At 66.2% G+C, this 26210-nt stretch carries 24 protein-coding genes and 1 tRNA gene; 10 read left to right on the top strand and 15 right to left on the bottom strand.

Annotated elements, in window-relative coordinates:
• Positions 1-449, top strand: a 449-nt coding sequence (locus V7066_RS24490; protein ID WP_334185577.1) for an MBG domain-containing protein, incomplete at its 5' end; no start/stop codon positions are given.
• Positions 450-853: 404 nt separating this feature from the next.
• On the opposite strand, the gene V7066_RS24485 is transcribed toward V7066_RS24490, so the two are convergent.
• The 8 genes from V7066_RS24485 to pepN all read right to left on the bottom strand — a co-directional run bounded on the left by V7066_RS24485 (position 854) and on the right by pepN (position 9497).
• Positions 854-2158 (bottom strand): tyrosine-type recombinase/integrase, encoded by a 1305-nt coding sequence (locus V7066_RS24485; protein ID WP_334185576.1) that lies wholly within the window; start codon positions 2156-2158, stop codon positions 854-856.
• 124 nt (positions 2159-2282) lie between these two features.
• Positions 2283-2356: transfer RNA gene (locus V7066_RS24480), tRNA-Gly, on the bottom strand.
• Between the two features lie 111 nt (positions 2357-2467).
• Positions 2468-3004, bottom strand: a complete 537-nt coding sequence (locus V7066_RS24475) for an adenine phosphoribosyltransferase (protein WP_334185575.1) — start codon at positions 3002-3004, stop codon at positions 2468-2470.
• Positions 3005-3097: 93 nt separating this feature from the next.
• Complete coding sequence (locus V7066_RS24470; RefSeq protein ID WP_334185574.1) at positions 3098-3910, bottom strand: cytochrome c1; 813 nt, start codon at positions 3908-3910, stop codon at positions 3098-3100.
• A 27-nt stretch (positions 3911-3937) separates the two neighbouring features.
• The gene (locus V7066_RS24465; protein ID WP_334185573.1) at positions 3938-5236 is read right to left on the bottom strand and encodes a cytochrome b; all 1299 of its coding nucleotides are present in this window, start codon (positions 5234-5236) and stop codon (positions 3938-3940) included.
• A 23-nt stretch (positions 5237-5259) separates the two neighbouring features.
• Positions 5260-5793, bottom strand: a complete 534-nt coding sequence (gene petA, locus V7066_RS24460) for a ubiquinol-cytochrome c reductase iron-sulfur subunit (RefSeq protein WP_334185572.1) — start codon at positions 5791-5793, stop codon at positions 5260-5262.
• A 274-nt stretch (positions 5794-6067) separates the two neighbouring features.
• Positions 6068-6850 (bottom strand): peptidoglycan editing factor PgeF, encoded by a 783-nt coding sequence (gene pgeF / locus V7066_RS24455; RefSeq protein ID WP_334185571.1) that lies wholly within the window; start codon positions 6848-6850, stop codon positions 6068-6070.
• Positions 6843-9497: an aminopeptidase N gene (pepN, locus tag V7066_RS24450; protein WP_334185570.1), complete on the bottom strand. Its 2655-nt coding sequence runs from the start codon at positions 9495-9497 to the stop codon at positions 6843-6845. The genes pgeF and pepN overlap by 8 nt, the downstream gene beginning before the upstream one ends.
• Positions 9498-9592: 95 nt before the next feature.
• Here pepN and V7066_RS24445 point away from each other — a divergent pair, with 95 nt between their 5' ends.
• Positions 9593-10453 (top strand): SDR family NAD(P)-dependent oxidoreductase, encoded by an 861-nt coding sequence (locus tag V7066_RS24445; RefSeq protein ID WP_334185569.1) that lies wholly within the window; start codon positions 9593-9595, stop codon positions 10451-10453.
• Here V7066_RS24445 and V7066_RS24440 read toward each other — a convergent pair.
• Both V7066_RS24440 and V7066_RS24435 read right to left on the bottom strand, forming a co-directional pair.
• Positions 10363-11283, bottom strand: coding sequence for a DMT family transporter (locus V7066_RS24440; RefSeq protein ID WP_334185568.1), 921 nt, complete (start codon positions 11281-11283; stop codon positions 10363-10365). The two genes, V7066_RS24445 and V7066_RS24440, sit on opposite strands and share 91 nt — an antisense overlap.
• Positions 11280-12275 (bottom strand): threonine aldolase family protein, encoded by a 996-nt coding sequence (locus tag V7066_RS24435; RefSeq protein WP_334185567.1) that lies wholly within the window; start codon positions 12273-12275, stop codon positions 11280-11282. The genes V7066_RS24440 and V7066_RS24435 overlap by 4 nt, the downstream gene beginning before the upstream one ends.
• Before the next feature lie 66 nt (positions 12276-12341).
• On the opposite strand from V7066_RS24435, the gene V7066_RS24430 reads away from it, so the two are divergent.
• Entirely contained in the window at positions 12342-12632 is a 291-nt protein-coding gene (locus V7066_RS24430) for a GNAT family N-acetyltransferase (protein WP_334185566.1), read from the top strand.
• Between the two features lie 6 nt (positions 12633-12638).
• On the opposite strand, the gene V7066_RS24425 is transcribed toward V7066_RS24430, so the two are convergent.
• A complete protein-coding gene (locus tag V7066_RS24425; RefSeq protein ID WP_334185565.1) occupies positions 12639-13862 on the bottom strand; it encodes a M20 metallopeptidase family protein in 1224 nt (407 codons plus the stop codon).
• 37 nt (positions 13863-13899) lie between these two features.
• Positions 13900-15276, bottom strand: coding sequence for a lipopolysaccharide biosynthesis protein (locus V7066_RS24420; RefSeq protein ID WP_334185564.1), 1377 nt, complete (start codon positions 15274-15276; stop codon positions 13900-13902).
• A 189-nt stretch (positions 15277-15465) separates the two neighbouring features.
• Here V7066_RS24420 and V7066_RS24415 point away from each other — a divergent pair, with 189 nt between their 5' ends.
• The gene (locus V7066_RS24415) at positions 15466-16221 is read left to right on the top strand and encodes a phosphocholine cytidylyltransferase family protein (RefSeq protein ID WP_334185563.1); all 756 of its coding nucleotides are present in this window, start codon (positions 15466-15468) and stop codon (positions 16219-16221) included.
• Positions 16222-16380: 159 nt separating this feature from the next.
• Here the strand turns inward: V7066_RS24415 and V7066_RS24410 are convergent, their stop codons facing one another.
• Positions 16381-16809 (bottom strand): HIT family protein, encoded by a 429-nt coding sequence (locus V7066_RS24410; RefSeq protein ID WP_334185562.1) that lies wholly within the window; start codon positions 16807-16809, stop codon positions 16381-16383.
• A 13-nt stretch (positions 16810-16822) separates the two neighbouring features.
• Positions 16823-17971 (bottom strand): CDP-alcohol phosphatidyltransferase family protein, encoded by a 1149-nt coding sequence (locus V7066_RS24405; protein WP_334185561.1) that lies wholly within the window; start codon positions 17969-17971, stop codon positions 16823-16825.
• 172 nt (positions 17972-18143) lie between these two features.
• Here V7066_RS24405 and V7066_RS24400 point away from each other — a divergent pair, with 172 nt between their 5' ends.
• The 3 genes from V7066_RS24400 (at position 18144) to V7066_RS24390 (ending at position 20927) form a co-directional block, all read left to right on the top strand.
• Positions 18144-19187 carry a diacylglycerol/lipid kinase family protein gene (locus V7066_RS24400; protein ID WP_334185560.1) on the top strand — a complete coding sequence of 348 codons (1044 nt, stop codon included), beginning with the start codon at positions 18144-18146 and terminating at the stop codon, positions 19185-19187.
• 64 nt (positions 19188-19251) lie between these two features.
• The gene (locus tag V7066_RS24395; protein WP_334185559.1) at positions 19252-20166 is read left to right on the top strand and encodes a hypothetical protein; all 915 of its coding nucleotides are present in this window, start codon (positions 19252-19254) and stop codon (positions 20164-20166) included.
• Entirely contained in the window at positions 20163-20927 is a 765-nt protein-coding gene (locus V7066_RS24390; RefSeq protein ID WP_334185558.1) for a nucleotidyltransferase family protein, read from the top strand. The genes V7066_RS24395 and V7066_RS24390 overlap by 4 nt, the downstream gene beginning before the upstream one ends.
• Positions 20928-21051: 124 nt before the next feature.
• Here the strand turns inward: V7066_RS24390 and V7066_RS24385 are convergent, their stop codons facing one another.
• A complete protein-coding gene (locus tag V7066_RS24385; protein ID WP_334185557.1) occupies positions 21052-21573 on the bottom strand; it encodes a DUF2141 domain-containing protein in 522 nt (173 codons plus the stop codon).
• Between the two features lie 233 nt (positions 21574-21806).
• Here V7066_RS24385 and rpe point away from each other — a divergent pair, with 233 nt between their 5' ends.
• The 3 genes from rpe to purH all read left to right on the top strand — a co-directional run bounded on the left by rpe (position 21807) and on the right by purH (position 26177).
• Positions 21807-22469: a ribulose-phosphate 3-epimerase gene (rpe, locus tag V7066_RS24380; RefSeq protein WP_334185556.1), complete on the top strand. Its 663-nt coding sequence runs from the start codon at positions 21807-21809 to the stop codon at positions 22467-22469.
• Positions 22470-22488: 19 nt separating this feature from the next.
• Entirely contained in the window at positions 22489-24471 is a 1983-nt protein-coding gene (locus tag V7066_RS24375) for a heparinase II/III family protein (protein ID WP_442947372.1), read from the top strand.
• A 113-nt stretch (positions 24472-24584) separates the two neighbouring features.
• The gene (gene purH / locus V7066_RS24370; RefSeq protein ID WP_334185554.1) at positions 24585-26177 is read left to right on the top strand and encodes a bifunctional phosphoribosylaminoimidazolecarboxamide formyltransferase/IMP cyclohydrolase; all 1593 of its coding nucleotides are present in this window, start codon (positions 24585-24587) and stop codon (positions 26175-26177) included.
• The last annotated feature ends 33 nt before the right edge of the window (positions 26178-26210 follow it).

The raw sequence follows: 26210 nt of genomic DNA, 5'->3' as shown, positions 1-26210 counted from the left end.
ACACGCTCGCCTTTACCGGCGCCGACCTCACGGTCACCCCGCGCGGCCTCACCGTAACCGCAGACGCACTCTCGCGCCTCTACGGCAACGCCAACCCGGCGCTGACCTACACCCTCGGCGGCGACGGTCTCGTCAACGGTGACGCCCTGAGCGGGGCTCTGGCCACCGAGGCCGTCGCAACCAGCAATGTCGGCAGCTATGCCATCGGCCAGGGCACACTCTCGGCGGGCGAAAACTACACCGTGACCTATGACGGCGCCGACCTTACCGTCACTCCGCGATCCCCGGGCAGCACCGCAGGCAACCTCCTGCCTTACATCTTTACGCCCAACCTGCGTCCGGCGACCAATCTGGTCACTCTCAGCCCCGCAAAGGAAGGCGGATCGGACGCATCGACCACTCTGGTTTCTTGCCAAATGCAGGGCGGAGTCACGTGCTCCGGGAAGTGATAGCGCTAGGGAACGCCCGGCGTTCCCTCCGCTTTTTGTCCTGAACTTTTTAACGCCTTCTCTCTCCCGTTCCGATCGTAACCGTTATCGGGTGGGAGGGGGAAGCACGCTGCAACGACTTTGAATTTGGCAACTGGCTGGCGGTGTCCATTTTTCCGTTCACCAAATGGATCTGTTTCGGCTTCTTCTACCGAATTCCGTATCAAGCGAGGCGAGGCGGACTTGTGCGGTCTTGCTGTCGATGGCGGCACAGGCATTGCAATCATGCCGTTCGGCCACCCACGAGAGGATGGTTTTGCGGGATAAGTGACAATACGATCAGCCTTAAGGGCATGGATCGGTTTTTCGGTATGAATCCCGGCAGCCTTGGGGGCGCCGTCACCGCGACGCCCCGTTTTTCCTCACTAGACCAATGTCAGCTTCGGCTCTCTTTTGCCGAATTGTGGGCGAATGATCTCCGCACCGCCGCGTAGCTGATCCAGATAATCCGACCAGTGCTGCATCATGCGAACGCGCTCTTCCCAGTGCTGACCGCGCGTATAGGCACGGCGCACCGAGTTCGGCTCCGCGTGAGCGAGTTGCCGTTCGATCGCATCAGGATTCCAGTTGCCCATCTCATTGAGCAGGGTCGCGGCCATCGCCCGGAAGCCATGCGCCGTCATCTGATCCTTCTCGTAACCCATCCGGCGCAATGCCGCATTGATCGTGTTGTCCGACAGCGGCCGCTTGGTCGAGCGAATCGAGGGGAAGAGATACGTGCTGAAGTTCTCCCCGTGGTCGATCTCCCCGATGATTGCCAAGGCCTGCTGCGAAAGGGGAATCGTGTGCGGGCGGCGCATCTTCATCTTGTGCGGCGGAATGATCCAGACCGCCCGCTCCAGATCGAACTCATTCCATTCGGCATGTCGCAGTTCGCCCGGACGGACGAAAGTGTGAGCGAGCAGGCGCAGCGCGATATTCGTGTAGCGCGCCCCGTCGTAATCATGGATCGCGCGCATCAAGGCGCCGACGTGCTTGGGCATCGTGATAGCCGGGCGATGCACGACCTTGGGCGTGACCAGTGCGCCGCGCAGATCGACGCACACGTCCCGCTCTGCTCGCGCCGTGGCGACGGCAAACCGGAAGATCTGGCCGCACAGCGCCCGCACGCTCATGGCGGTGTAGAATTTCCTGGTCCGCTCGATCTTCTTGAGGGAGAGGAGCACCTCATGCGCGGTGATCTGCGAGATCGGTCGATTGCCAATATCAGGCAGAACCAGGCTGACCTGCCATTCGCATTTCCTGATCGACTTGGGCGATCGCTCTTCCAGCCGCATCTTTTCCAGCCACTCCTCCGCGATAAGCCGGAAGGTGTTCCCGGCAGCGATGGACGCGGCGACCTTGTCCAGCTTGGCCTGGTGGACAGGATCGATGCCCTGCTTGAGCAGGCGCCGCGCTTCAATCAACCGCTGGCGGGCCTCTGCGAGCGTGACTTCGGGGTAACGCCCGAAGGAGGCCGTACGCTGGAGCTGGTGCAGTTTGAAGTTCATCCGCCAATAGCGGGCGCCGGACGGCTTCACGAGCAGGTAGAGCCCGTCGCGGTCGGAAAGCTTGTAGGCTTTTTCGCGTGGTCGGGCTCGATCGACCGTGGTTGGGGAGAGACCGGATTTGGGTGATTCGCTTGCCATTATGAGGGGACCTTCGTCAGCTCTAGAGAACTGCAGGTCCACATATGGCGCCAACTTTGACTGAGACGGCATGGAACATATCCGGAACTGCCCGGACAGTGTATCAGTCAAAAACCGCAGAAAACAGCCATTCACGACCCTTTATGGGTACGTATGAGACGCGCACTGGAGCGGGTAGCGGGAATCGAACCCGCATAGCCAGCTTGGAAGGCTGGAGCTTTACCACTAAGCTATACCCGCCCAATTTCAGGGACGATGTCCAGCTGCGTCGTGGCTGCCGCTTGCCACGATTGGAAGGGCCTCGTCAACGCCTTCCTTGCGACTTCTCCGCCATAAGAGGTGGATAGCGGATCAGTGCCCCGGATAATCCAGTAGTGCATGGGGCGTGATGCCCGCACCGCGCAGGCGCTCGGCGCCGCCCAGATCGGGCAGGTCGATGGCGAAAAGCGCGTGTTCGACTTTCGCTCCGGCCCGGCGCAGCAGTTCGGCTGCGGCCAGCGCGGTGCCGCCGGTCGCCAGAAGGTCGTCGACGAGAATCACGTGGTGCCCCTCGCCCACGGCCTCGGGATCCACTTCCAGCGTGTCGGTGCCGTATTCGAGGGCATAGTCGATGGCGATCACCGGGACCGGCAGCTTGCCCGGCTTGCGGATCGAGACGAAGCCCAGCCCCAGCCGCGCCGCGATCGCCGCACCGAAGATGAAGCCGCGCGCCTCGACGCCGGCGATCACATCCGCGCCCGAGGCCTTGACCGTCTCCGCCATCAGATCGACCGCGGCGGCAAAGCCGGGGCCGTTGCCGACCAGCGTGGTCACATCGCGGAACAGGATGCCGGGCTTGGGGAAGTCCGGCACGGTGCGCACCAGCGCCTTGATCTCATCGAGGGTCATGGTGGCCGTCCTTACGGGGTCGAGCCGCCAAACGAAAGGGCCTGCACCATCGTGAAATGGTGCAGGCCCTTCGTTCGGGTCGGAAAGGAAGCCTCAGTGCTTCTTGCCGGCCCAGATGTTGCGATAGGACATATAGCCCAGGATCGTCGCGAAGAGGAGGAAGCCCAGCACCGGCCAGCCGGTCTGCTTGCGCTTTTCCAGCTTGGGTTCGGCAGTCCAGATCAGGAAGGCCGAAACGTCCTTGGACATCTGATCCACCGTCGCCTTGGTACCGTCGCCATAGGTCACCTGGCCCTCGCCGGTCAGCGGCGGCGGCATCGCGAGGTTGAGGTTCGCGAAGTACGGGTTGTAGTGCAGGCCGTCCGGCGTCTTCGAATCCGGGAACTTCTTCAGAAGCTCGGCGGGCTGGTCCTGGTAGCCGGTCAGCAGCGAGTAGACGTAGGCCGGGCCGTCATGACGTGCCTTGGTGATGAGCGAGAGATCGGGCGGAGTGCCCTGGCCGCCATACATCACCGGCGGGAAGTAGTCGGTCGCCACGCCTTCGCGGGTTTCCACTTCGCCCGTGGCGTTGTTGTAGACCGGAACCTGGAAGCCCTTGGCGATCGCCTTCACTTCGGCGTCGTTGTAGCCCAGCGCCGCAAGATCGCGGAAGGCGACGTGGCGGATCGCGTGGCAGGCCGCGCAGACTTCCTTGTAGACCTGGAAGCCGCGCTGGAGTTGCTGGCGGTCGAACTTGCCGAAGGCGCCGTCGCTGGCGAAGCTCACCTCCTTGGGGTGGAGGTGGAATTCATGCTCGGCGGTTGCGGCGGGGGGTTCGGTGATCTGCTGGTAGGCCCCTTTGCCGAAGGACCAGGCCAGTGCCACCGTGAAGAACAGCCCGACGGCGATAGAGAGAAAGCGTGCCATGTCTGTCGTCTTTCGTTCCAGCTGTTGTCAGGCAACCGTCGCCGAAGGCGCGGGGTTGAGCTTGGCGGCTTCATCCTCGCCGAGGACGGACTCGGTGATGGAGAAGGGCAGCGGGTCCGGCTTCTCGATGGCCGAGACGATCGGGATGACGATCAGGAAGTGCGCGAAGTAGTAGAGCGCCGCGATCTGGCTGAGCATTACGTAAGGCTCTTCGGCCGGGGCGCCGCCGCAGTAGAACAGCACCGCCATCGCCGGGATCAGGCCAAAGAAGAAGAACTTCTTGTAGAGCGGGCGGTACGAGCCCGAGCGGACCGGCGAACGATCGAGCCAGGGCAGGAAGAACCACACGAGGATCGCGCCGAACATCGCCAGCACGCCCATGAGCTTGGCCGGGATGAAGAAGAAGTCCTGGGTGAAGGCGCGCAGGATCGCGTAGAACGGCCAGAAATACCATTCGGGAACGATATGCGCGGGCGTGCTCATCGGGTTAGCCGGAATGTAGTTGTCCGGGTGGCCCAGCGCGTTCGGGAAGAAGAACAGCGCGGTGCAGAACAGGATCGCGAAGACGCCGATCGCCCAGCCGTCCTTGGCGACGTAGTAGGGGTAGAACGGAACCGTGTCGCTTTCGCTCTTCACCTCGATGCCGGTGGGGTTCGACGAACCCGGGATATGCAGCGCCCAGATATGCAGGATCACCACGCCGACGATCACGAAGGGCAGGAGATAGTGCAGCGAGAAGAAGCGGTTGAGCGCGGCATTGTCCGGCGCGAAGCCGCCGAGCAGCCATTGCTGGAGAGGCTCGCCCACGAAGGGAATTGCGCCGAACAGGCCGGTGATGACCTTGGCGCCCCAGAAGCTCATCTGGCCCCAGGGCAGCACGTAGCCCATGAAGGCCGTGGCCATCATCAGCAGGAAGATCACGACGCCGAGCAGCCACACCATCTCGCGCGGGGCCTTGTACGAACCGTAGAAGAAGCCGCGGAAGATGTGGACGTAGATGACGACGAAGAAGGCCGAGGCGCCGTTGGCATGCGCATAGCGCATCATCCAGCCCCAGTTCACGTCACGGACGGTCTGCTCGACGGTGTCGAACGCCACTTGCGTGTTGGCCGCATAGTGCATCGCCATGACGATGCCGGTGACGATCTGCAGGACGAGGCAGAGCGCGGCGAGGAAACCGAAGTTCCAGAAATAGTTCAGGTTGCGCGGAACCGGATAGCCGCCGCCGACCGAGTTGTAGACGAGGCGCGGCAGGGGCAGCCTGTCGTCCATCCACTGCATGAAGGGGTGGCTCGGCTTGTATTCCTTGGCCCAGGGAAAGCTCATGTTCTTGATCCTCTCTCTTGGCCTCAACCGATCTTTACGACCGTGTCGGTGGTGAAGGCGTATTCCGGAACCTCGAGGTTCTTGGGCGCGGGGCCCTTACGGATACGGGCTGCCGTGTCATAGGAAGAGCCGTGGCAGGGGCAGAAGTAGCCGCCGAACTCGCCCTTGGGCTCACCTTCGCCGGCACCGAGCGGAACGCAGCCCAGGTGGGTGCAGACGCCCATGGTGATCAGCCAGTTTTCCTTGCCTTCCTTGGTGCGTTCCTCAAGCGTCTGCGGATCGCGGAGCGAGGAAACGTCGACCTTGTTGGCTTCCGCGATTTCATGCGGCGTGAGGTTGCGAACGAAGACCGGCTGCTTGCGGAAGATCGCCTTGATCGCCTGTCCGGGCTGGATCGAGGAAATGTCGACTTCCGTGGAAGACGCCGCAAGAACGTCCGCCGATGCGGACATCTGGCTGACCAGCGGGACGACGATGCCCACGCCGGCGACACCCGCCGCGCTTACCGCGGCGATATTGATGAAATCGCGCCGCCGCACGCCATCTGCTTCTGCCATGATTGCCCTTGCCTTGTTATTGACAACCTACTCCCGGGATTCCGGTAGCAAGCCCAGATTCCTGACCAATTCTATTTTTTTGTCTGGTATCCCCGTAACGGCCCCCCGTTGACGGTTAGATGCCCCGGGATGTAGCCGAAACGAATACCGACTTTGCCGAACTGATATACAGGGAAATCTGCCCTGCCAACCGTGTTTTTGGTTGGACAGGGCAGGATGGTCGTCAAGGAATTCAAGGTATAACCGCTCGGCGGCCAGGCCGGACGGGCCTGTATCAGCCCGCCGCGATCACCGAAATCTGGCGTCCGTAGGCGGCCTCGCCGCGGTGCGTGGCCCGGCGATAGGAATAGAAACGCTCGGGCGCCGCATAAGTATCGAGGCCGAGACGCTCCACGTCGGCGATCCCCGCAGCCTCCAGCCGCGCGGCTACATACAGCTCCAGATCGAACTGCCAGTGCCCTTCGCGCCCTTCGGCGAAGAATCGTGCATTGTCGGCAACCTCGGCCAGGAAGCGGTCGCGGAAACCCGTGTCCACCTCGTAGGAATTCCGGGAGATGCAGGGGCCGACGGCAGCAACGATCCGCGCCCGCTCGGCGCCGAGCGATATCATCCGGGCGATCGTGCTGTCGGTCACGCCGCTGATGGCGCCCTTCCATCCCGCATGGGCCGCGCCGACCACACCGGCCTCGCGGTCCGCAAGCAGGACCGGCGCGCAGTCGGCGGTGACGACGCCGATCAGCACGCCGGGCCGGTCCGTGACGAGGGCATCGGCATGGGGACGCTCGGCGTCGCTCCACATGTCCGCGCCGAGAATCACGCAGTCGGGCGAATGCACCTGATAGACGGAAACGAGCGGCGCGCCGGGCAGGACCGCGTCGGCGGCGCGGCGGCGGTTTTCGGCCACCGCCGCCGGTTCATCGCCGGAACCGAGGCCGACATTGAGGCCCGCGACATCGCCCGCGCTCACCCCACCGCGACGGCCGAGGAAACCGTGCGGCAGGCCGTCCAGCAATCGGGCGCGATTGACCTCGACGGCCTCGTGTCCGGAATCAACCAAGGCTCTTGCTCACCTGTTCCCGCACGTCGCGCGAGAGGCTTGGCTCGGCGGCGATCTTCTCCAGTTCGGCGCGCATCATGGCGGCGCGGGTGGGTTCGATCCGCCGCCAGCGCCCGAGCTGCGGCACGAAACGCGCAGTGGTCTGGGGGTTGATCGGGTCGAGCTTGCGGATCAGCTCGCCGATCATCCGGTAGCCCGCGCCGCTCGCATCGTGGAACGCCTTGGGATTTACCGCCGCCGTCATGTAGAGCGCGCGGGCGCGGTTGGGGTTGTTCAGCGTGAAGTCCCGATGCCGGGCCAAGGCCTCGATATGATCGAGCACGTCCGGGTGGAACGAACCGGCCTGGAGCGCGAACCACTTGTCGATGACGAGGGCATTGCCTTCGTAGCGCCGGTGGAAGTCGGCAAGGGCCTCCTCCCGCTCCGGGCCTTCGAGGTTGCAGAGCACGGTCAGCGCCGACTGGCGGTCGGTCATGTTGTCAGCGGCGCGGTACTGCGCGATGGCGCGGCGGGCGCCCTCGGCAGCGTCGCCCGAGGCGATCAGCACGAGCGCCTGCCCCTTGGTCTTGCGCGCGCCGCGCGCGGCGGCATCGCGGCCATAGGGCACGGCGGAAACCCGATCGTGCAGCACCGCCAGCGGCTGCGCCAGCGCGCCGCCGAGCCATGCCTTCAGCGCCTCGCGCTCCTCATGGATCGCGGCCGGGTCAGCCACCAGCACCTGTTCGGCGAGATAGGCGACGCCCGGCAGGACCATGAGTTCGCCGCGCATCAGGTCGTCGAGCGCCTCGTCCGCCAGCACGGCAGCGAAAGCCTCGCCAATCGCCTTGCGGCCCTCGGCGCGGGCGGAATCCGACAGGCCGCCACCGACGGCGGCCACGAGATGCTGGACCACCAGGCTCTGCATCGCCTCGTAACGGGCGAAAGGATCGTCGTCATGGGCGGCGAGGAACACGAGGTCCTCGTTCGAACGCTCGATGTCGATGGCGACCGGGGCCGAGAAGCCGCGGTTGATCGAGACCACCGGCGGACGCGCGAAGCCTTCGAAGGTGAAGCTGTCACTGCCCTTGTCGAGCACGATCAGCTGCTCGCCTGCATGGCGGCCGCTATCGCGGTCATAGAGGGCCACGCGCAGGGGAATCGGCACGGCCTGCTTTTCGGGCTGACCCGGCGTGACCGGAACCGTCTGGGTCAGCGTGAGCGTCGCCGTCTCGCCCCGATGGGCCAGTTCCACGGCGACTTGCGGCGTGCCTGCCTGCGAGTACCAGAGACGGAACTGCGTGAGGTCCAGCCCGGTGCCGTCCTCGATGGCCTTGACGAAATCCTCGCAGGTCGCCGCCTCGCCGTCGTGGCGATCGAAGTAGAGGTCGGTGCCCCGGCGGAACGTCTCGGGTCCGGCCATGGTCCGCATCATGCGGATCACCTCGGCGCCCTTGTTGTACACCGTTGCCGTGTAGAAATTGCTGATTTCCTGATAGGAATCAGGCCTGATCGGATGGGCGAGCGGCCCCGAATCCTCGGGGAACTGGGCCGAGCGCAGGACCCGCACGTCCTCGATGCGCTTCACCGCCTCGCTGCCCATGTCGGCGCTGAACAGCTGGTCGCGCAGGACGGTGAAGCCTTCCTTGAGCGAAAGCTGGAACCAGTCGCGGCAGGTCACGCGGTTGCCCGACCAGTTGTGGAAATACTCGTGGCCGATCACGCTCTCGATGCCGTCGTAATCCGCATCGGTGGCGGTTTCCGGCTCGGCAAGGACGTAGCGCGTGTTGAAGACGTTGAGCCCCTTGTTCTCCATCGCCCCCATGTTGAAGTCCGACACGGCGACGACGTTGAACAGGTCGAGGTCGTACTCGCGCCCGAAGGTGTCCTCGTCCCACTTCATCGAGTGGATCAGCGAATCCATCGCGTGGCTGGTGCGCTGCTCGTCACCGGCGCGGACCCAGATATTGAGATCGACCTTGCGGCCCGAGCGCGTGGTGAACGCGGCATGGTTCGCCACCAGATCGCCCGCGACGAGCGCGAAGAGGTAGCTCGGCTTGGGCCAGGGGTCGTGCCATTCGGCCCAGTGGGTGCCGTCCTCGCCCTCTCCCGTCGCAGTGCAGTTGCCGTTGGAGAGCAGGACCGGGAAGCGGGTCTTGTCGCCCGCCATGCGCACCGAATAGGTCGAGAGCACGTCCGGACGGTCCGGGAAGAAGGTGATGCGGCGGAAGCCTTCCGCCTCGCACTGGGTGCAGAGCATGCCGTTCGAGGCATAAAGGCCCATGAGCTGGCTGTTCGCCGCCGGATTCACCGAGGTCTCGATTTCGACCTCATGGGCATCGCCGGTCAGTTCGACCAGCAGGTCGGCACCGTCCATGCGCCAGTCGTTCACTGCCTCGCCATCGACGCGGATGGCCAGCGGGGTGAGTTGGTCGCCGTTGAGCCGCAGCGCCGAGGCGCCGTTTCCTGCGGGATTGCGGCGGACCGAAAGCGTGGAGAGCACATGGGTCTCGTCGATGCCCAGGCGGAAATCGAGCGCGATCTGCGGCACCAGCCAGGCCGGCGGCTGATAGTCCTCGCGGCGAATGACCGGCGGCGCCTGAGGGGCGGGAGCGGCATCCGCCATCTGCGTTTCGGCGTCGGGCGAGGCGGGGGTGCTGGCAATGTCCATGCCGCTAAATTAGAGCCTTGTCCCTCGAATGCCAGACTTGCCGCGACGAATTCACGGCCGAGACGAATTCACTGCCGAAACGAGAGGAATGCCTCATGCCTGCCGTCCCGCCGAAGCGCCTGTTCATCTTCGGACTGGGCTATACCGCGAAAGCGATCGCCCGGCAGGCCGCGCCTCGCGGCTGGGAGGTGGTCTCCACCGGCAGCGACGGCACGCTTTCCTTCGACGACGAGAGCAATGTGCGCCTCGCGCTGGCCGATGCCGACCATGTGCTCTCCTCGGTCCCGCCCGGCAAGGAAGGCCGGGGTGAGCCGCTCGACCCGGTGCTGGAGCGCTACGGCGATGCGCTGAAGGGCATGCCGCTGTCCTACCTCTCCTCCACCGGGGTCTACGGCGATACCGGCGGCGCCTGGGTGGACGAGAGCGCGCCGGTCGGCACCGGCCGCCGCACCGCGCGGGCCGAGGCGGACGGCGAATGGCTCAAGCTGGGCGCGCGGGTCTATCGGCTGCCCGGCATCTACGGCCCCGGCCGCTCCATGCTGGACAGGGTGCGGGACGGACGCGCGCACCGCATCGCCTTGGCCCAGCAGGTATTCAGCCGCGCCCATGTCGAGGACATTGCCGCAGGCGTGGTCGCCGGGCTCGAAGGGCCGACCGGCGCCTACAACCTCGCGGACGACTTGCCATGCGGCCAGAACACGCTGGTGGAGGAGGCCTGCCGCCTGCTCGGCCTGCCCCTGCCGCCGCTCCAGTCGATCGAGGAGGCGCGGCTTTCCGCCATGGCGCGCGGGTTCTATGCCGAGAATCGCCGGGTGGCGAATGGCAAGGCCCGGCGCGTGCTCGGCTGGCGCCCGCGCTTCCCGACCTACCGCGAGGGGCTGCGCGCCCTCAGCGCCACGACCAGCCCCACCGTCGCCAATGCCGCTCCGGCCAACGCCAGCAGCGACCAGCGGTAGCCCTCGAAGGCGGTAGAGATCAGCATCGCGATGATGATGACCATGACCCCGTTGTAGGCCGCCTTGCCCGCGCCGAGCTGGCGAATCAGCGTGTAGTAGAGCGGGAAAGTCACCACCGAGCCGAGAATCGCGAGATAGGCAGTGCCCAGCCAGTACATCCCGTCGCGCGGGATCACCGGCGGCCCGGAGGTCGCCCAGGCCACGGCAAGATCGGCAAGGGTCCCGTAGAGCATGGCCCAGGCCAGCAGGCTGACCATCGGCAGCGCCTTGCCGGTCTCGTTGGCCTGGATCACGTTCGAAACCGAAGCGCAGATCATCGCGATCAGCGCGAAGACCGTGCCGAGCAGCACCTTGCCGCCCAGCGGTGCCTCATGCGCCTCGTGCAGCAGTAACAAGGCCAGCCCGGCAATGGCGATGGCACTGCCGATCGCGAAACGCCAGGTGATCGGCTGGCCCAGCAGCAGTCGCGCCAGCACCGCATTGGGCACCAGCAACAGCCCGATCATCACCGCGACGATGCCCGAGGTCAGGTGCATCTCGGCGCGGTAGACGAAGTTGTAGTTGCCGCAGAATTGCGCCACGCCCACCGCCAGCGCCAGCCAATGGCCCGCCGCGCCAAGCCTCAGGCTCTTCCGCATCACCACCGCGACCAGGAACATCGCCGGGGTCGCCAGCACGAAGCGCCAGGCGACCGACCAGCTTGCAGGCACGTCGCCGATCTGGCCGGTGATGACGAACCAGGTCGATCCCCAGATCAGCGCGACCAGCAGGAACGGCAGCGCCACCGCGGGCGTCAGGAAGCCCGGCGCGGAATCGGAACTCTCGCTCACAATGCGGAAATCGCGCGGGCGAGCGCCGAAACGTGATCCTCGCGCGAATCCCAGGCGGTGACGAGGCGCGCGGCATCGTCGCCCCAATCGTAGAATTCGAAGCCCTGCTCGCGCAGCGCCAGCCGCTCCACGGCGGTGGAGATCAGGAAGATCTCGTTCGCCTCCACCGGATGGAGCAGGCGGTCCTTTGCCGCAGCCGCGATCTCACCGGCCGCGGCATTGGCGGCGCGCGCATTGTCCAGCCAGAGATCGCCTTCCAGCATCGCGAGGATCTGTGCGGCGAGATAACGGCCCTTCGATTGCAGGTGCCCCGCCCGCTTGCGGCGGAAGCGGACCTTGTCGGCCATGGCCGGATCGAAGAACACGATCGCCTCCGCGCTCATCGCGCCGTTCTTGACCATGCCGAAGCTCAGGGCATCGACCTCGCCCGCCGCCTCAGCCGCGTCGCCGCCCAGAAACGCAGCCGCATTGGCGAAACGCGCGCCGTCCATGTGCAGGCCGAGGCGCTTGTCCTTGGCGAGGCGGGCCAGTGCGGTGAGTTCCTCGGGCCGGTAGACGCAGCCGTATTCGCTCGCCTGGGTGATCGAGATCGCGTGGGGCTGGACCTGATGGACGCCGTCGCGGATCGGATCGATCACCCGCGCAATGGCCTCTGGCGCGATCTTCGCGCTTTCACCATCGGCCAGCAGCAGCTTGGCGCCGTGCAGGTAGAAGCCCGGCGCGCCGCCCTCGTCCATCTCGATATGCGCCTCGCGGTGGCAGATCACCGCGCCGTGCGGCTCGACCATGGCGGACAGGGCAAGGCAGTTCGCCGCCGTCCCGGTCGCCACCCAGAGCGCCGCGCAGTCCCGCCCGAACAGCGCGGAAAAGCGATCGTCCAGCGATCGGCTGAGCGCATCGCCGTCATAGGGCGAATCGGGCGCGTCGGCCGCCTTCATGGCGTCCCATACCTTCGGATGGACCTTGGCGGCGTTGTCGGAGAGGAATTTCATGACCATATGCACTGCGAGCGGACACAGGCCCCGTCAAGCAGGCGCCACCAAGAAGGAGATTGGCCCATGGTCGGCGTGACCATCACCAAGCACGAAACCGCCACCGGCGGCGAATACCAGGCCCACCTCGCCGACAGCGACGTGACCGGCCACCTGACCTGGCAGACCCGCGACGGTGTGCACTATGCCGACCACACGCTCGTCCCCACCGAGATCGGCAATCGCGGCGTGGCGGCACGGCTGGTCGAAGCGATGGTCGCCGACGCACGGGAAAACCACTTCAAGATCGCGCCCTTGTGCAGCTACGTCGTCGCCGCGTTCAGGCGCCACCCGGAATGGGAAGACGTGAAGGCGTAAGCTCTCTCAACCGAACCCGCGCTGCAACCAGTCCTGCGCCAATCCGGCCAGGAAGGCGGCGCCGCGTGGCAGGGCCTTTTCGTCGACCATCATCTTCGTCGAGTGAATGCCGCAGCAGTGCTTCCAGTCGGCGCCGTCTTCCGCCACGCCCAGGAAGAACATCGCGCCGGGCACCTTTTCCAGCACATAGGCGAAGTCTTCCGCACCCATGATCGGGTCCTTGAGGCGCTGGAACGCGGCCTCGCCATAGAGACTCCGGGCGACGCGCTCCCCGAAGTCCACCGCGCGCGGATCGCAGACCGTCACCGGGAAGCCTTCGAGGATCGTGACTTCGCCCTTCAATCCGTGGGCTCCGGCAATACCGGCGACGAGCACCGGCAGTTCCTCCTTCAGCCGCGCGCGATTGGCCGCCGACAGCGTGCGCATCGTGCCGGTAAGCCGGGCGGTGTCGGGAATGACGTTGTGCGCGCTGCCGGCCTCGACCTTGGCGATCGTCACCACGACCGGATCGAACACGCTGTAGCGGCGCGCGACCATCGTCTGGATGGCCAGGACGATCTCGCAGGCGACCGGCACCGGATCGACCGTGTCGTGCGGCATCGAGGCATGGCCGCCGCGCCCGGTCACGACGATGCGCAGCTCGTCCGCAGCCGCCATCAGCGGTCCGGCGCGGCCGCCGATCACGCCGTGCGGCGCATTGGGCATGATGTGGAGCGCGAAGGCGGCATCCGGCAGCGGACGATCGAAGCCCTCGCCGCCGAGCAGTCCGTCTTCCAGCATGAAGCGGGCGCCGTGGTGGCCTTCCTCGCCCGGCTGGAACATGAAGCGCACTTCGCCGCGCAGGCTCTCCGCCCGGCCCGCGAGAATCTCCGCCGCACCGGCCAGCATGGCGACATGGGTGTCGTGACCGCAGGCATGCATCGCGCCGGGGACGGTCGAGGCGAAAGGCAGCCCGGTTTCCTCGGGCATCGGCAGGGCGTCGGTATCGCCGCGCAGCAGCACGCTGCCGCCCTCGCCCGCGCCGCCCTTGAGCGTGGCGATCAGTCCAGTGGTCGAGGGTCCGTCCCGCCAGTCGAGCGGCAGGTGGGCCAGAGCCGCGCGGATCTTGTCCCGCGTCTTCGGATTGTGCAGGCCGATCTCGGGTTCGGCATGGATGGCGCGGCGCAGCGCGACGATGCGGTCGGCAAGGCCGTGGGCCTGCTCGATCAGGGTGTTCGCGGATGAGGACATACCGGCATGATAGCCCTCGATCCGCGCCTGTCGAGACTCAGGTAGCCGAGTCCGCCACCGGCAGATCGTCGTCCGGATCGGGCGCGATGCTGATCTCGTTGCGGTCGATCTGCTGGAGCGTGCGCCACGCCATGAGGCCCATGACCACGTAGGACACCGCGCCGCCCAGAGCCACGGCCCAGGCCGCGCCGCTCGGGCCGACCGGCAGCAGGAACACCAGGCCGATCGCCAGCGCGACCAGCGCGATCAGCCGTGCGACCAGCGAATGACGCGCCCGGCCCGTAGCGTGGAGAACCGGCTCGAAAGCGACGCTGGCCAGGTCGAAACTCGCCGCAAGGGTCAGCGGCACGAGGATCGCCGCGCCCTGTTCGAAGTCCTCACCGCCGATGAATTCCAGCATCTGCTTGCCCAGCAGCACCGCCACCGTGATCACCACGATTCCGGCGAGACCGGCAATCTTGCTGGTCTGCAAGGCCAGCTTGCGGAACTCCGCCGCCGCCGAGGAAACCCGCGCGCGCGCCACTTCGGCATAGACCGAGCGGGTCAGCAGCGAAGACAGCTTGCTCAGCGCCTGCGAAAGCTGCGCGGCAAGGCGGTAGAGACCTGCCGCCTTGGTGCCGACCCAGGCGCCGACGATCAGCAGCGGGCCGTTCCGCATCGCCGCATCGAGCGTGGAGGCGGCGTAAGTCTGCATGAAGAAGCGGGTGACGCCGGGGTTCTCGTCGATCGCCTTGCGCCAGTTGCGCAAGTTCGAGAGGTTCACCGCTTCCGGGCAAAGCCGCCGCGCCATGATCCAGTAGAGCAGGGCTTCGAGGATATCGATCGCCGCCCAGGCGAACAGGAAGCGGCCGACGCTCGGCCCGGTCAGCCAGATGACGAGCGAGGCGGCAAGGCGGCCGCTCGGCACGATCGCCTCGACATAGACGGCCATGTCGAAGCGGTTGAGCGCGCGCACGATCCCGGTCGGGGCCGAAACCAGCGCCCAGAGCGACCCGACGCAGAACCAGAAGGCCACGTCCACGAAATGCGGGTTGAGTTCCAGCTTATGGGCGAACCCGTAGATCAGGATCGCCGCCAGCCCGCAGCCGATCACCGCGCCCACCCCATCGAGCAAGCCGCAGAGCATGCCGAGGCGGCCGAGCTTGCCCCAGTCCTTCTGGTGGACGTGTTCGCTGCCGTAGCGGACCACGACGCGCCAGGTCTGGAAGCTGGCAAGCGCGATCAGCGCCTGCGCCGTCCCGAAGATCAGCGAGAAGTGGCCGAAATCCTTGAGGCCGAGCGAGCGCGTCTGGATGGCGAGATAGGCCAGGCCGCAGACGGCGCCGAAGCCCTTGCCGCCCAGCAGCCAGGCCGTGTTCTGTATGATCCGCCCTAGCGGAGATTTGCTCTCGCGGCGGTGAAATTTGGCGGACATTGCGGCTGCATGTGAACGAGGGGGAAGGGACTTGCAAGCTATGGCGACCCGGGATTTCCCCATGCTGAACCTATCTGTGCCACTTTCGCGCAGGCCTGCACCCACCGGAGCCTTGGACACGCACCTTTTCCTTTCGCCCCGCAGCCCCTAGATGCGGGGCATCTCCCCTTTGACGAAACGTGATAATCCATGATCGAACACGCCATTCTCCTCAGCGCCGGCCAGGGCTCGCGCCTGCTTCCGCTCACCGCCGAGCGGCCCAAGTGCATGATCGATTTTTCCGGCAAGTCGCTGATCGAATGGCAGATCGAGATGCTGGCGCGCGGCGGCGTGAAGCGGATCGACGTCGTCACCGGCTTCATGACCGACATGCTGGAAGAGCACCTGAGCGCGATTCGCGATCCCCGCGTAGAAATCAACATCCGCTTCAACCCCTTCTTCAAGGTGGCCGACAACCTCGGCTCCTGCTGGATCGCGCGCGAAGCCATGCGCGGGGACTTCCTGATCCTCAACGGCGACACGCTCGTTTCCGAGGATATCGTGCGGAAGGTCCAGCAGGGCGCGACCGATGCCGAGGGCAGGACCTGGCCGATCACCGTCACCGTGGACGTGAAGGCGGAAGGGTACGACAGCGACGACATGAAAGTGGAGCGCGAGGCGGACGGCCGCCTCGTCCATATCGGCAAGACGCTGACGGCGGCGCAGTCCAATTCAGAATCGATCGGTTTCCTCGCCTTCCGCGGCGAAGGGGCCGACCTGTTCCGCGAGACCGTCCGCCAGGCGATGCGCACGCCAGAGGGCGTCCAGCACTGGTATCTGAAGGTGATCGATTCGATCGCGCCCACCGGCAAGGTCGGCACCGTTTCGATCGAGGGTCTGGACTGGGCGGAAGTCGACTTCCTCAATGATATCGAGATTGCAACGAAGCTGACCGATACCTGGTGAGAAGGTTTGAGCCGTCCGGACTGGGTTCGGACGGCTCGGGCCATGTCGGCCATGCCGAGGGGGCTTCGACAGGCTCAGCCTGAGCGGGTATCGGGCACATTGCTTTCAAAACCGCTCAGGCTGAGCCTGTCGAAGCCCCCCTCGGCTGGACACCGCGTATCAGGCGAACGCGCCTTTCAACCACTCGACCAGCCCGGCGAGGTCGTCACCCTCCAGCGCCACCGCGTGCCCGAGATCGGGCACCTTGGGCCAGCCGCAGTCGACAAACTCGCGCCCCTGCCACTCGCGCGCGCCTTCGTAGCGGGGGATGACGTGGAAGTGGACGTGGGGGTCCACCATCATCAGCATCAGGTAGTTGAGCCGGGCATAGCCGACCGCCCTAGTCAGCGCCGCCTCGACGGCGGCAGTGACGGTCTTCAACTCGGCATGGGCCTCAACGGGAAGATCGCCGAAGGCCGTCGCATCGGACCTGGCGGCCAGTACCAGCGAACCCAGCGTCGGCTGTGCGGGCCGTGCGAGCACCACCCAATGCGCGAATTCCGCGACGAGCGTATTAGGAAAGCCGAACTTCTCGATCGTCGCGTTCATCGTCGTCTCTCCGTCAGGCATCCGCAAGCCAGGACGTGATCTTACCGCCCCGTCCACGGACGATCCAGGCCTGAACCAGCCGCACCGCATGGATGAGGCAGGAAATCGCCGTCCACCAGGCGACCGCGATCAGGCCGAGGTCGGGCCGCGCGAACAGCATCGCCACGAACAGGATCACCATGTTCGGATTGCGGCGCGCCGTGATGAGGCGGAACCGGCTGTCGAACTGGCGCCAGACGTGGATGTGCATCAGGCCGTTCTGCCTCATGAACAGGCCCTCGATCAGGCGCTGCACGATATAGCCGCCCTGGATGGCGCCCTGCACCCACCAGAACGTGGCTTCATCATAGTCGAGGCCCCATGTCGCCAGACCGGTCGCCCAGAACCACCACCAGAACGGCGGGTGGACGAGGTCCATGCCGTGATCGGCGACATTGCCCCATTCCGACGAGGTGATCGTGCAGCGCGCGAGCTTTCCGTCCACGGTGTCCAGCACCATGAACACCAGACCCAGCGCCATGCCCAACCAGTAATGGCCATAGGCGAAGAGCACGGTGGCGGCGACGCAGAACACCGCGCCCACCGCCGTCACCATGTTCGGAGTGATATGCAGCTTTGCGCAGATGCGCGTCAGCACCAGCGCCCATTCGGGCCAGAGGTACTTGGTCAGCACGTCGGTCACACCCTTGTAGGCACCGAAATAGCTGGCCCGCTCGATGGTGCGGACGCTCTGCGGCGTCAGCGCCATCAGGAACGGCGTCTCGCGCTTGCGCAGCTGCTTGTTCTCGATCGTCGGGCCGCTTTCATAAGCGACCACCTCAAGCCCGGCATTCTCTGCAAGCGGCCGCCGGGCACTCATGGCTTCGGCGATTCGGGCGGCCTGCGTTCCGTCGGCAGCATGGGCCAATGCGGGAACGCCGCCCAGCGTCAGGACCATGCCAGGACGCGATGTGACGTATTTGAACCAGGCCGGATCCCACGCGAAAGCGGCGTTGGACAGGATGGCGGGGCCTTCGCCGCCGGCAACCGCAGAGCGGGAATCAGACTGCGCGCCATTGGCACGGGCGATCCGCGCCACGCGCTCGGCCATCGTCAAACCCCAGAGCTTGACCGGGTTGGCGCCGAGTGTGACGACGGGAGGGAGATTGTCATGTTCGACCATGCTTGTGGCCGTAATCCGTCCCCCTCTGCGAGGCAACTTCGGGACTTGCGGAAAATGCGGCACATTTTGCCCGTCTTGCAAGTGGCGCAAAAACGCCATACAACTGTAACCTTAATGTGTCAGTGAATGTTTCCTGATGATTTTTGGCCGCGGGATGCCTACATAGGCCCCCGTGTACGGAACCATCTACGAATTCGAAACGCTGCCGACTTTCGGTGAGCAAGGCAAGCGCAAGGCCACTGGCCCTGCGCGCGTGGCCCGTCGTGGCCGTGCCGTGCCTCTCGTCGGCATCATCCGCAATCCCCGCAGCCATCGCAACAAGGGCCACGCGCCCGAGATGGAGGATTGCTCCAACATCCTGACCGAGACCCCGCGCACCCGCACGGAACTGTTCGGCGTGCTGGACGGCTTCGCGCGTCGCGGCATCGACTACCTGGTGGTCGACGGCGGCGACGGTACGGTTCGCGACGTTCTGACCTGCGGCGCCGAGATCTTCGGCGACGAATGGCCCACCTTCATCGTCCTGCCCAAGGGCAAGACCAACGCGCTTGCCATCGACATCGGCCTGCCGACCCACTGGTCGCTGGCCGAAGCGCTGGCCGCCGCACACAAGGGCAAGACCGTCAACCGCCGTCCGCTGCGCATCTCGTCGCAGGACGGCAGCAGCGGCTGCGTGCAAGGCTTCATCCTCGGCACCGGCGCCTTCTCGCTTGCCACCGAGGCCGGCCAGGAAGCCCATCGCCGCGGCGCCTTCAACAGCTTCGCGGTCGGCCTGAGCGTGCTCTGGGGCATCATCCAGACACTGTTCGGCCGCACCGGCAACCCCTGGCGTTCCTGCACCCCGATGCGCCTGATCGACCGTCACACCGGCCGCGACCTGCCCTATGCAGGCCCTGGTCGCGCCGACGAGCGCTTCATGGCCGTCGCCACCACCTTCGAGAAGTTCCCGCTCGGCGCCCGCCCCTTCGGCCGCGACGTCGCGCCGGGCATGAAGCTGGGCGTGATCGACTGGCCGGTGCGCTGGATCGTCGCGCTGCTGCCCGCGATCCTGTTCGGCCTGACCGGCAAGTTCCTGGACCGCCGCGGCACACACCGCCTGAGCGCCAGCGCGGTCGACCTTGAACTGGGCGGTTCGTTCATCCTCGATGGCGAAGCTTTCCCTGGCGGCAACTACGTGCTCGAAGAAGGCCCGCAGCTGACCTTCGTGGTCCCCTGACCTTTCCGGCATTCAAGGCACCGGCGCGCTTGCTTTCGCGCGGCCGGTGCCCGAGCATGACTCTATGACCCAAGATCTGGAAGGGCGCGTAAGCCAGGCGCTGCAACGCTCCGTCGTGCCCGAAGTCCGCGCATTTGCGGAGCGTTTGGCTTCAGCCGCCGACAACGCCGTAGCCGTACTGTTCTACGGCTCCAACTTGCGCACCGGCTCGCTCGAGGGCGTGCTGGATTTCTACGTCCTCACCGAAGGCCCGCAAGTCGAGAAGATCTGGCCGCGGGTCAGCTATCACGAATGGACCTTTGAAGGCGTGCCGCTGCGCGCCAAAGTCGCGACGATGGCGCTGGAAACCTTCCGCGCCGCCGCCGCCGGCGAACTGCTCGACACCACGATCTGGGCCCGCTTCGTCCAGCCGAGCGGTATCGCCTGGCAGCGGGACGAAGCCGCACTCGGCCGCGTCGCCGCCGCCGTTTCCGGCGCGGCGCGCACCGCCGCACGGCTCGCCGTCGCCCTCGGCCCCGAGACCGGCACGCCCGAGGACTACTGGCGCGCGCTGTTCCGCGCGACATACGCCGCCGAGTTCCGGGTGGAAAAGGCGGGCCGGGAGGATTCGATCCTCTCCGTGAACCGCGAACACTTCGACGGCCTGCTGCCGCTGGCCCTCACTGCCGACGACATCCGTTTCGAACGCCTGCCCACCGGCACGCTTCGCCCGCAGCTTTCCGCGCGCGATCGCAGTCGCACCCTGGACTGGTGGAAGCGCCGCCAGCGGCTCGGCAAGCCTTACAATGTCCTGCGCCTGCTCAAGGCCTCGACGACGTTCGAAGGCGCCGCGCGCTATGCCGCATGGAAAATCGAACGCCACACCGGCGTGCCGGTGGCGATCACGCCCTGGCGCGAACGGCATCCGGTGCTTTCGGCGCCCGGCGTACTCTGGCACGTCTGGCGGGCGAAGAAGGCGATGCAGCGAGGGACCGCATGACGACCGACACCCCTTCGGCGCTGATTCTCGCAGGCTCCCGACCCGGTGCGCCCGACCCGGTCGCGGCGGCGGAAGGCCTGACCCACAAGGCTCTGGTCGAACTGGAGGGCAAGCCGATGCTCGCCCATGTCGTGGAGGCCCTGCGCGATGCCGGGATGGCGCGCCTTGCCGTCGTCGCCAACGATCCGGCAGTGGTTGCCCTCGCCGAACTGCTCGGCTGCGAGACGATTCCCGCCGAAGCCGGACCCAGCGCCAGCGTCGCGGCAGGCTTCGTCCTGCTCGGCGCGCCGATGCTGGTGACGACCTCCGACCATGCCCTGCTGCGTGGCCAGTGGGTGCGCAATTTCCTGAGCGATACGCCAGAGGACGCCGACGTCTCCGTACTGCTGGCCCGGCGCGAGGCGATCGAGACGGCGATGCCGGGATCGCGGCGCACGTACTTGCGCTTCGCCGACGGCCACTGGTCCGGCTGCAACCTGTTCCTGTTGAAGACACCCCGCGCCGAAGCGGCGATCGAAACCTGGAAGCTGGTCGAGGCCGACCGCAAGCGCCCCTGGCGCATCGCCGCGCGGCTGGGTCTCGGCATGCTGGCGAGCTATGCGCTCGGCCGCCTTACCCTCTCCTCCGCGCTGGCGAGACTGGGCACGAAGATCGGTGTGAAAGCCCGCCTGGTCGCCGCGCGGGACGGGCTAGCGGCTGTCGATGTGGACAAGCCCTCCGACCTCGTGGACGCCCGGGCGATCCTGGCGAAACGGCGCTAGTCACCCGCCAGCGAGGCCGTGCCCTCCGTTCGCACGGTAGTTCACTCCCTCATCCGTCATTGCGAGCGTTTTGTGAGGCTTAAAGGACCTTGCGCGGCGCCATGCCATGCAAGGTCAGTGCATCTCACATATACCGCATCTGGATGCGGATCGACTTCACCTCACGGCCCACCGGCACACCGACCTTGGTGTAGCTCGGCTTGCCAAGGTTGAAGATGTTGATCGAGGGATTGTTCGACATCGCCCCGCCATCCGAGCCGAGATCGGTCTTGCCGTTCCCGTTCACGTCATGACGGACGGCAATGCCGTAAGTGCCCGATGCCGGAACCGGCACGCAGAAGGTCATCGTGCCCGCCTTGGCAGGCGCCTCGATCCGCTTCAGCCACTTGCCCTTGGCGAGCCATTCCGCAGAAGTGGCGCGATAGGACTGTACGCGCATGCGTCCTTCCGAGGACTTGATCCCGTCCACGGTAACCATGATCGCCGGACCACCACCGGAGCGGCACTGGCTCATATCGTTGCGGATTTCTTCGCGATATTCAGCGGCGGCCGGAGCCGATACGGCAAGGGCGGCAAGCCCGGCTGCCACCACAACAGAAGCCTTTGGGGAAGCCTTTGGAGAAACCTTGGGGAACGTCAATCTCATCTCCGGTTCCATCATGCATTCAAGGACCTGTGGCCCATGAAATTTCCAAGCGCCGCACTGCCATCGGGGCCGTGAATGCACTCTGAATTGGCAATTCACAAGACCGGCAGGAAGACCCGGCGGGCGGCCATAAGGGACTTCCTCCATATGGCGTGTGGAAAACGGCTCCACCCCGCTTGTACCCCCAATATCTGGTGCCCTATCCTTCGCATCGAGGAGTACCGTTCTTTACCATGACCACGCCGCTGATCTCGCCGTCCATCCTGTCCGCCGACTTTGCCCGCCTGGGCGAGGAGGTCCGCGCGATCGACGAAGCCGGTGCCGACTGGATCCACGTCGACGTCATGGACGGCCACTTCGTGCCCAACATCACCATCGGCCCCGCCGTGGTGAAGGCCCTGCGCCCGCATTCCGCCAAAGTCTTCGACGTCCACCTGATGATCTCTCCGGTCGACGCCTACCTCGAAGCTTTCGCCGAGGCAGGCGCCGACTACATCACCGTTCATCCCGAGGCCGGCCCCCACGTCCACCGCACGGTGCAGACGATCCGCAATCTCGGCAAGAAGGCGGGCATCTCGCTCAACCCGGCCACCCCGGCCAAGATGCTGGACTATCTGATCGACGAGATCGACCTTGTCCTCATCATGAGCGTGAACCCCGGTTTCGGCGGCCAGAGCTTCATTTCCAGCCAGCTTCGCAAGATCGAGGCCGTGCGCAAGATGATCGACAAGTCGGGCCGCGACATCCGCCTCGAAGTGGACGGCGGCGTCGATGCCAAGACCGCGCCGCTCTGCGTTGCCGCGGGCGCCGATGTGCTGGTGGCCGGGTCCGCGACGTTCCGCGGCGGCCCTTCGCAATATGCCGCCAATATCCGCGCCCTGAAGGGGCTCGCCTGAAACGAGAGGGCCTGAAACGATGAAGCTGGACGCCCATCCGCGTTTCCCGATCGGGAACCCCGGCGGGCATCCGGCGATTCCTGCGGAGGATGCAACACCGAACGGGAGCGAGGAGGCTGCCTTGAATCAGAGCGTTAGCGGATCTCCGGCCCTCCAGAATGCAGCCGTTCACGGGGCCGACCCCGATATAACCGACATCACCGCCTTCGCCCCCGATCTCCACGATTCCGACTTCCTGCCGCCCCGCCCGGAACCACAGGTCGAGATCGCCCAGATCGACGGCGGCCGCGCTCTGGCGCTGGCCGATTTCTCCGCGCCTTCGGTCGGTGCGGGCGAGCGGCTGATCCGCTTCGCCTACAAGCTCGGCATTCCCGGTTCGATGCTGTCCGCGCCGATGGGCAAGAAAGCCCGCACGCGTCTGCTCGCCACCGTCAACAACACCCTGCCCGGCCATGCCGCCGCCGGGACCGCCCTGCGCGCCGGGCACTTCCTGATCCACGGCGCCAAGACCCCGATCGCTCAGGTCGACTATGCCGGGCCGTCGCGGGTCACACCGCCGCTGGAGCGCGTGGTCCACAGCTTCTCCTGGCTAACTGACCTCGAAGCCTGCGCCCCGCGCGAGCAGGGCACCGCCGTTGCCGAGCGCATCCTCACCGCCTGGCTCCAGGCCAATCCCAAGCCGCCCGCCAAGCCCGGCAAGGGTCCCGCCTGGGATGTCGGCAACACCGGCGCGCGGCTGATGAACTGGCTGGCCCATGCCCCGCTGATCCTCTCCGGCGAAAAGGCGCTGCGCAACCGCACCCTCGCCCACATTTCCGAGACCGCCCGCTGGCTGGACCGCCATGTCGGCCGCGCCGAGGACGAACTCGCCGCCGTGGCCGGGTGGAGCGCGATCGTCGCCGCCGGGCTGCTGCTGCCCGAAGGCCGCCCGCGCCGCCTCTACGGCGAGGCCGGGCTTATCAAGGCGCTGGGCGAACTGATCGGCGACGACGGCGGCGTGCTGTCCCGCAGCCCGCTCGCACAGATGGAAGCCATCGCGCTGCTGGTGCGGCTGCGCAACTGCTACCACGCCACCCGCCGCGATGCGCCCAAGGCGGTCGAGCGGGTGATCGAGCTGCTCGTCCCCCCGCTTCTCGCCCTGACTCACGGCGACGGTTCACTGGGTTCCTGGCAAGGCGGCTGGGCCGTCGACGGCGAGGACGTCGAGGCCCTCGTCAAGGCGACCGGCGTGCGCACCCGCCCGCTGCGCGAAGTGCGCCAGTGGGGCTACCAGCGCGTGCTCGCGCACAAGACGATCCTCCAGTTCGACACCGCGCCGCCGCCGCTGCCCGCCCATGCGCGCTACGGCTGCGCCTCGACACTGGCCTTCGAGATGTCGCATTCCGGACATCGCCTGGTGGTCAACTGCGGCGGCTCCGCCAGCGGCGGCGGGCTTGTGCCGGTCCGCCTCGAACAGGGTCTGCGCGCCACCGCCGCCCATTCGACCCTTACGCTCGACGATGCCAATTCCACCGCCATCCTCATCAACGGCGCGATCGGCGGCGGCGTCAGCGAAGTCGATATCGATCGCAAGACGCTGGTGCAGGAAAACGGCGGCAACGCCACCCGCGTCGAGGCCAGCCACAACGGCTACGAGGCGCGCTACGGCCTGACCCACCGCCGCATCCTGATCCTGCGCGACGACGGCAGCGAGCTGCGTGGCGAGGACGTGCTGATCCCCGCCGGACGCAAGGGCCATCGCGGCAAGGTCAGCTTCGCGATCCGCTTCCATCTCGGCGCCGACGTGGAAGTGCTGCTCACCGAGGACGGACAGGGCGCGGGCATGGCCCTGCCCGACGGCAGCCTCTGGCAGTTCCGCAGCACCGCGGGCGAAGTGACGCTGGAGGATTCGCTCTGGGTCGACGGGCAAGGCCGTCCGCAGGCGACCCAGCAACTCGTGATCCAGGGACTCGTCTCGCGCGGAGGCGGTAATTTCGGCTGGCTTATCAAGAAAATGGGGTGAAATGCCGCGACGAGCCCCATGGCTTGTGGCACCCTGACCTTGCGGCTTGGACCTTGGCGACCTAGAGGGCGCGCAAAATCCCTGTCCGCCAGTTTCAGAACGAGGCCATTTTCATGACCGATACCGTCCAGATCCGCCGCGCATTGCTTTCGGTTTCCGACAAGACCGGCCTCGCCGATCTGGGCAAGGCCCTCGCCGCGCGCGGGGTCGAACTGGTCTCGACCGGCGGCACCGCCAAGGCACTGCGCGACGCGGGCCTCACGGTGAAGGACATTTCGGACCTCACCGATTTCCCCGAAATGATGGACGGCCGCGTCAAGACGCTGCACCCCAAGGTCCACGGCGGCCTGCTGGCGGTGCGCGACAACCCGGAACACGCCAAGGCCATGGCCGATCACGAGATCGGCGCGATCGACCTCGTCGTCGTCAATCTCTATCCCTTCGAAGCGACCGTCGCCAAGGGCGCCGACCGGGACGAGATCATCGAGAACATCGACATCGGCGGCCCGTCGATGGTGCGCTCGGCCGCGAAGAACCACGCCTTCGTCGCCATCGTCACCGATCCCAAGGACTATGCCGGCCTGCTCTCCGAACTGGAGACCACCGATGGCGGCACCACCCTCGCCTTCCGCAAGCTGCTCGCCGCGCGCGCCTATGCGCAGACCGCCGCTTACGATTCGATGATCTCGCAGTGGTTCGCCTTCGCCGATCAGGGCCTTGAGTTCCCCGAGATGCTGAGCGTCAACGGCCGTCTGGCCACCACGCTGCGCTATGGCGAGAACCCGCACCAGAAGGCCGCGCTCTACACGCCGGTCGGCCCGTTCACCAAGGGCTTGGCCCAGGGCGAGCAGGTGCAGGGCAAGGAACTGTCCTACAACAACTACAACGACGCCGACGCCGCCTTCGAACTCGCTGCCGAGTTCAAGGGCCAGGATCCGGCCGTCGTGATCGTCAAGCACGCCAACCCCTGCGGCGTGGCGCAGGGCTCCAGCCTGCTCGAAGCCTGGCAGGGCGCGCTGGCCTGTGACGACGTCTCGGCCTTCGGCGGCATCGTCGCCGTGAACACCACGCTCGACGGCCCGACCGCCGAGGCGATCTGCCAGATCTTCACCGAAGTCGTCGTCGCTCCCGACGCCGACGAGGAAGCCCGCGCCTTCTTTGCCAAGAAGAAGAACCTGCGCCTGCTGCTGACCGGCGGCCTGCCCGATCCGCGCCGCCCCGGCCTGACCGTGAAGCCGATCACCGGCGGTCTGCTGGTGCAGGGCCGCGATGCCGGCGCCATCGGCGTGGGCGACCTCAAGGTCGTGACCAAGCGCGCGCCGACCGAGCAGGAACTGAAGGACTGCCTGTTCGCCTGGACCGTGGCCCGCCACGTCAAGTCGAACGCGATCGTCTATGCCAAGGACGGCGTCACTGCCGGCATCGGCGCAGGCCAGATGAACCGCCGCGATTCCTCGCGCATCGCCGCGATGAAGGCGGCTGAAGCTGCCGAGAAGTTCGGCTGGGCACAGGCCCGCACGGTCGGCTCGGCCGTCGCGTCCGACGCGTTCTTCCCCTTCGCCGACGGTCTGCTGGCCGCCGCCGAGGCAGGCGCGACCGCGGTGATCCAGCCGGGCGGCTCGATCCGTGACGACGAAGTCATCGCCGCTGCCGACGAGGCGGGTCTGGCGATGGTCTTCACCGGCATGCGCCACTTCAAGCATTGATCGGCAAGCACGCAGCTTGAACCAGGGTCCGAC

Source organism: Novosphingobium sp. (assembly GCF_036820275.1).
Taxonomy (GTDB): domain Bacteria; phylum Pseudomonadota; class Alphaproteobacteria; order Sphingomonadales; family Sphingomonadaceae; genus Novosphingobium.
This window is presented reverse-complemented; position numbering and strand designations above follow the sequence as displayed.